This window comes from Arthrobacter sp. P1_B3, assembly GCF_056406615.1.
In genome coordinates this window covers 114,985-120,984 of record NZ_JBFTZV010000016.1, presented here as the reverse complement: position 1 = coordinate 120,984, position 6,000 = coordinate 114,985, and the positions used below count along the sequence as shown (strand labels likewise).

General features: G+C 66.2%; 5 protein-coding genes and 1 pseudogene. 4 read left to right on the top strand and 2 right to left on the bottom strand.

What is annotated here, in order from left to right; translation table 11 throughout:
* Nucleotides 1-513 (bottom strand): putative antibiotic biosynthesis monooxygenase (locus tag AC1D2F_RS16480; protein ID WP_476967209.1); only part of this gene is annotated, 513 nt, incomplete at its 3' end.
* Nucleotides 514-755: 242 nt separating this feature from the next.
* On the opposite strand from AC1D2F_RS16480, the gene AC1D2F_RS16475 reads away from it, so the two are divergent.
* The 3 genes from AC1D2F_RS16475 (at nucleotide 756) to AC1D2F_RS16465 (ending at nucleotide 3,939) form a co-directional block, all read left to right on the top strand.
* Complete coding sequence (locus AC1D2F_RS16475) at nucleotides 756-1,370, top strand: TetR/AcrR family transcriptional regulator (protein ID WP_229995188.1); 615 nt, start codon at nucleotides 756-758, stop codon at nucleotides 1,368-1,370.
* Nucleotides 1,371-2,248: 878 nt separating this feature from the next.
* Nucleotides 2,249-2,650 (top strand): DUF1003 domain-containing protein, encoded by a 402-nt coding sequence (locus AC1D2F_RS16470; protein ID WP_229995187.1) that lies wholly within the window; start codon nucleotides 2,249-2,251, stop codon nucleotides 2,648-2,650.
* A gap of 329 nt (nucleotides 2,651-2,979) precedes the next feature.
* The gene (locus tag AC1D2F_RS16465; protein ID WP_229995192.1) at nucleotides 2,980-3,939 is read left to right on the top strand and encodes a diacylglycerol/lipid kinase family protein; all 960 of its coding nucleotides are present in this window, start codon (nucleotides 2,980-2,982) and stop codon (nucleotides 3,937-3,939) included.
* Nucleotides 3,940-4,757: 818 nt separating this feature from the next.
* Here AC1D2F_RS16465 and AC1D2F_RS16460 read toward each other — a convergent pair.
* Nucleotides 4,758-4,881: pseudogene (locus tag AC1D2F_RS16460) on the bottom strand (transposase); the annotation flags it as partial.
* Nucleotides 4,882-4,994: 113 nt separating this feature from the next.
* Here AC1D2F_RS16460 and AC1D2F_RS16455 point away from each other — a divergent pair.
* Entirely contained in the window at nucleotides 4,995-5,675 is a 681-nt protein-coding gene (locus tag AC1D2F_RS16455; RefSeq protein WP_476967208.1) for an SDR family oxidoreductase, read from the top strand.
* Nucleotides 5,676-6,000: the final 325 nt, after the last annotated feature.

Here is a 6,000-nt window from a genome sequence, read left to right as displayed (position 1 = left end):
GAGTAGTTCCGCGTGGGTGACATGATCTGGCGTGGAGACGACCAGCTCGTCCAGCATCCCGCCGGCAACGGTGTGATTCCGGCACACGAGGATCTCGGCGTCGACGCCGGAGATGGCCTCTGCCAGTTTCTCCTGGGCTTCGTTGCTGTAATCGATCAGAGTGCGGACCCGCCACAGGGCCGCAGAGTTGTTTAGCCGGCGCCGGTGGCGCAGGGCCGGTGCGTGCAGCCAGCCCCGCAATGCGCGCCGGACGGAGGGCTCGGCGACCCAGATCACCAGTACGGTGGCCGTCAAAGTCAGGACCAGTACCTTCAGAACATAAGGGAGTGCCGCGTTCACTACAGCGGCATGAACCAAAAGCTCAATCGGCAGTATGGCTGTGACGTTGGCCAGGGTAAGACGGGCTTTCGAGGGGTGGGGCAGTTGGCCGCAGGCGTCACACAGCAGCGCTTTGATGGGGTTCTTTCGAGGCGTTGTTATGGGTGGCGAGTCGTTCATGGACTGAGCGGTCATGGGTTGCTCCTTTGTGCGGGGCGGTATTGGCACGGGCGCCCGTGATGCAGGTGGACTGCGAAAACATACGTTGTATGGAAATGTAACCCTACAACGTATGGAAGGTTGGCCGCAACCCGGAGCCGTGCGGGCGACCGTCACCCCTCTGCGGCCGAGGCCGTTTTTCATACACTGTATGAATCTGATATCGTCCCCGTATGGAAAAGACGAAGAGTTCCCCGCGGGGAACCAGGAAGAGGGAGGTGCCTCTGACCGCGACCGGGATCTATGCCGCCGCCCTGCGGCTCATCGATGTAGACGGGGTCGAGGCGCTCACCATGCGCAAACTCGCGACCGCGCTCGATGCGAACCCGATGTCGCTGTACCACCACGTAGCGAACAAGCACGCCGTGCTGCGCGGCGTGGCCAGAATGGTAGGCACCCAGTTCCGCACCGTGGCGCTGGAGGACGCTCCCTGGCAGGAGCGCATCCGCCTGCTCGCCACGGATTTCCGGACCCTGGCGCACAGCCACCCCAAGCTCATGGGCTACTCGTTCAGCCACCAGGCGGACTTCATCCAGCCCGAAGACCCGTTCTTGGTTGCGCTCACCGCGATCCTGGACGCCGCCGGGGTGCCGCACTCGGAGCTCCCGCAGTTCACCGCTCTCGGGGGCGTCGTCATCACCGGTGTCGTCACCGCCGAACTCAACGGCGCGCTCCACCGGTGGTCGAGCCTGAAACCCCCCACTGTTGGCGAAGACGGGCTCACCCCTCCAAGCAGTGACGTCCGCGTCTTCCGCCTGACGCTGGACACGATCATCATGGGCCTGGAAAGCCAACTGGGCGCCGAGGGTGACTTCCAGGGCGCCGACCATTGATTGTGCAGTCCTGTAGCGTTGCCGCCAGAGAGCGACCCGTGGTCGGGCGGCTCAGGCCGCAACGCATGAGGGGGCACCCTTGACTTCCGCAAAGGCCCATTCCATGCGGCCGCTGCAGATGCGCTGCGTGCTGCGGCTAGCTTCACGCCACGGTCGTGTCGGTCGAGCCGCTGGCGGCAGTGCTCATAAGCTCGGTCAGCCGGTACCGGTCGAGAGCGTGACGTTGAGCCGGCCGTCGACGCGCTTGACCCCTTCGGCGCCGGTGCCCAGCACCAGCCGGACTCCTCGGCGCTGGAACTCATCGGCCACCAGCCGGGCGGCGACCTCGTAGTCGATCCGCCGGCGGGCCTCGAGTTCAACGAGGGCGGCGGCATGGAATGCCTCCAGGCTGCACTCTCCCGGTTGCGGTTCGAGGATCAGAACCGTTCAATCTGATCTGCTTCCAGACCCGTCCCGTCCAAGTCAGATACCCACATCCTCGTGGCCATGGCCCCGTCCGGGCCTGGGGTCGAGAGCGTCACGATTTCATGGGGAGAGAGCCGTCCAGAACGTGGGAGAGCTGCCACACTGTCATCAGGCGCTGCAGCTTCACTTGGCCGTCACTGGCATCCATTCGGCGTGGCATCTTCCGAGTTGAAGCAAGAACCCAGCGTTTAGGATGTCTCGGGACCTAAGCCCCTATCGTTCCTGTTCGGACGGTCAAAACTTGAGGTGAGAGACCGCGTCCGTTCAAGGTGCTCGAGCAGCTGTTGGAGGCGCTGAGCGTCCTCGGCCGCCTGAAGGCGGCGGAGCATCCCGGGGCCCGGCCGTCGACGCCTAGTGCGGTAACTGCCACCGATCGTAGCGTGGCTCGTCCGCCGCAACTTCCGAGGAGAGCAATGCCCCGACTCCACCCGCCGCCGCCACTGCGCGAACACCCGGTCGTGACCAGGTTCCGGGAGAAGCGTGCCGAGCACCCGCAGCTGAGGATCGCCGATGCAATCACCAGCTTCGCCGGATCGATGCCTTTCGTTTACGTCCATGTGGTCGTCTTCGCCGGGTGGATGCTGTTCGTCGAGAAGAGCCCGTGGCCGACGCTGACCCTCGTCGTTTCGCTGGAGTCGATCTTCCTGTCGACCTTCATCATGATCGGGCAGAACCGCGCTTCCGCCTTCCAGCAGGAAAAGGCTGATCACGACTTCCTCGAGCAGGAAACCGAACTGAAGAACAACACCGAGCTCACCCGCGAGATCCACAAGCTCACGACGGAGCTGCATCGACGTGTGATCGGTCAAGGATGACCGCCGCCTATGGCCCGGAGGGCGCCGCCCCGATTACCCAGAGGCCCCTGGCAGCTCGCGGCATGCGCTGGCCGCGGGTGGGGCGACACGGCGGCGTGCCTCATGCGGCTTCGCCTTCGTCAGCGACGTCGCCCAGACGCTTCCCACCACGCCGACTGAACGCCGTGGTGACTCGTTCGAGCAGATCCGACACCGGTTGGGTCGGGGCGTTAATAGCCGGGACGGTGCTGGCCTTGGCGGGCATCGCGGCCCTCCGCGGGATTCGCGTCCTGCGACGGTCGGGACCTCCGGGCCGCGCCGTTTCGCCGGCGGGCCATCCCGCCTTGATCGTGAACCCCCGCAGCGGCGGCGGCAAGGCCGATCGCCTCGGCTTGGTCAACGAATGCCGGGCCCGCGGCATTGAGGTGCTCGTCCTCGAACCGGGGCAGGACCTGACCGGCCTGGCCGAGGCCGCGGTGGCCCGCGGCGCCGATGTGCTCGGCATGGCTGGCGGAGACGGCTCGCTTGGGCTGGTCGCGGACGTGGCCGCCCGCCACGGTGTGCCCATGGTCGTGGTGCCCGCCGGCACCTTCAATCACCTGGCCATGGATCTCGGCCTCGACCGCGGCAACGTTCTCGGGGCACTCGACGCGTTCGGAGTGGCGGTGGAACGCCGCATCGACCTCGGCCAAGTCAATGGCCGGGTGTTCGTCAACAACGTTTCGCTCGGCCTGTACGCGCAGATCGTCCGTTCCCCCGAGTACCGAAATGCCAAGGTGGACACCACCCTGAGCATGCTGCCGAGCATGCTGGGGCCCGGGAGCCGACCCTTCGACCTGCGCTTTACCGGACCGGCGGGGGAGGAGTACACCCGCGCGCACGTCCTCCAGGTCTCGAACAACCCGTATGGCCGCACGCCCGCCACCCTCGCCAACCGGCCGCGACTCGACGGCGGCCACCTCGGGGTGATCGCCCTCAAGCTCCCGGACGATCCAGCAGAAGCACGGCGCCAGGTGGCCGCGGCCAGCGGCCACCCCGAGACGTTTCCCGGCTCCGTCGCCTGGGAGCCCACGACGTTTGAGGTGGCTTCGAGTGGGCCGATCGACGTCGGCATGGACGGGGAAGCGCTCCGCATGGCGGCCCCACTGCGGTTCACCATTCGGCCGGGCGCGCTGCGGATCCGCCTTCCCCGCGAGACCCGGCTCTCACCGGCGGCCCGTCCGCTCCCGGCCCGCTCGACTCTCCGGGACTCGCTGCGCAGCGGGCTCGGCCGTTGGTCGGAGCTACGGCCGCGTACCACCCCGCATTAGCCGCCCGGGTGAAAGGGCCTCCCTATAGCGAAACTGCCACCCGAGACGAGCGGGCTCCTCGCCGATCGGGCCCAACCGCCCGTTGCACCGTTACATCGGGTCCGCGAACGCCGGGGTTTTGATCGCGGGGTCCGGTATGACTTTCTTGCCCTGTCATTGAAGACCCGTGGGGTGTTGTCGCCGGGCTCGGGCCGCGGCGGGCGAGCGGCCAGCCGGATCGGGCGCGGGGCGAGAATTCTCGCAGTTAGTGCCAGCAAGAAGCACGTAGGGTGTCGCGCCTGTCGCTCACAGCTGATATGTAGGGACGTCTGTCAAGGGCGTGGGGAAGCGGTCCCGGACTGGGTTGTTGTCCGGGACCGCTTCTTTTGTGTTGCCGGTGGGTCCGGTTGGGCGGTCAGCGTGTCGTTGGCGACGGTGCGGTCAGACTGATACGCGCGGGTTGGTTACCGCAGGACGAAGTGTTCGGCTGGAGCTTACCGCTGGTCTAGGAACGTCGGGCGTGGCCGTTTCCGGTTGCCCATAGCTGTATCGCGGGTTTACTCCACGCGCTGCAAGTAACCCTCCGCAGGACTTCCCGGCAGTCCGTGCCCGGCCGGGAACGGCGTTTAAGCACTCATGGGATGTGTGTCCCGGGCGCCTGCGGCCAGGGACCAGCACCAGCCGGCGAGTTCACGGGCGATGGCGTCGTTTGCGTCGTTCAAGGTAGCTGATCCAGCGGTTGTGTAGGCGCCGGTTCCCGTTATGGCCCCGGGCTCTTGCCTCAGACGTGGCTTCCTCCCATCGGGAGCGCAGCAGGCGGGACGGGTGGTCATAGGGTCTGCGGTGGTCCCAGGCGGCCTCGACGAGCAGCCTGCGGGCGTGGGTGTTGCCGGTTTTCGTGATCGAGCCCTGGGACCTGGATGCTCCGGAGGAGTGCTCGGTCGGCACGAGACCCAGGTACGCGCCGATCGTGGAGCCCAGTAGCCAAACCGGAGGATCCCTGCATGGAGCCCCTATATACGATCGTCGGCCCGGACCTCATGGTGGTCAATCGGATTGCGGGCTAGCGTGGTGGCATGGACTTGCAGCTGACTGGACGCGTTGTGCTAGTCGTCGGAGGGACCGGGGTGATCGGCGGCGCAGTGGTCGACCGTCTTCGTGCGGAGGGTGCCGTTGCGGTGGTTGCGTCCCGCAGTGGGAGCGGGGGTTTCGTCCTGGACGCCCGCGACGATGCGTCCGTCTCCGCGGGGATCGCCACGCTGCTCGAAGAGCATGGTCGGCTGGACGGCGTCGTCGTCGCGGCGGCGCCACGCGCGCAGACCCTCGACCCCGCACGCAATTCTGACCCGAGGCAAGTGCTTGAAGCCGTGGACGCCAAGGTGCTCGGTTTTCTCAGAGTCGCGAACGCCGCGCTGGCGGTCATGACCGAGTCGGGCTATGGACGCATCATCGGGGTTTCCGGTCAGAATGCTTTCCTCACTGGAAATGTGACGGGGGCGGTGCGCAATGCGGCGCTCATTATCACAGCGAAAAACCTTGCCGACTCCGTCGCCGGTACGGGTGTCACGGTCAACACGGTAAGTCCCGGCGTCGTCCGCGAGGACGCGGCTGCCGAGGTGGAGATCGGTCAGGCGGGACGGGCCCGGCCATCCGACGTTGCTGCCTTGATCGCATTCCTCGTGTCTCCGATCGCTGGAGCCATCTCTGGGGAGTCGATCGCCGTTGGCCACCGTGTACGGGGCGTCACTTCGATGTGACTGTCCGAACTCGCGGGCGAAGACATGGCCGCGACCGAATGACTGGATGTCACTAAGGCGTTCGTTCCCGCTTGTGGCCACCGCCTCCCGCGGCCGGTGCGGGACACGTGAAGGAATCCCGGGCAGAAGGTACCGTCGTCGATGAAGTCTCGGGCGAGCTGCTGCATGAGAGGGTCGGGATCTTCCATCAGTTCGGAGAGCCGGCGGCGGACCTGCCCGAGGGCTGGCAGCGTGATTTCTGTCCGGATCGAGTGCCTGATCGCTGATCGGCTTGGTGTTCAATGTCACCGCCGCCGAGTCGTCGCTGATGTATTCCAAAAAGCAC

Coding starts and splice junctions, on each gene's coding strand:
- AC1D2F_RS16470 (WP_229995187.1), top strand. CDS start 2,249: ATGCCCCGACTCCACCCGCCGCCGCCACTGCGCGAACACCCGGTCGTG.
- AC1D2F_RS16455 (WP_476967208.1), top strand. CDS start 4,995: ATGGACTTGCAGCTGACTGGACGCGTTGTGCTAGTCGTCGGAGGGACC.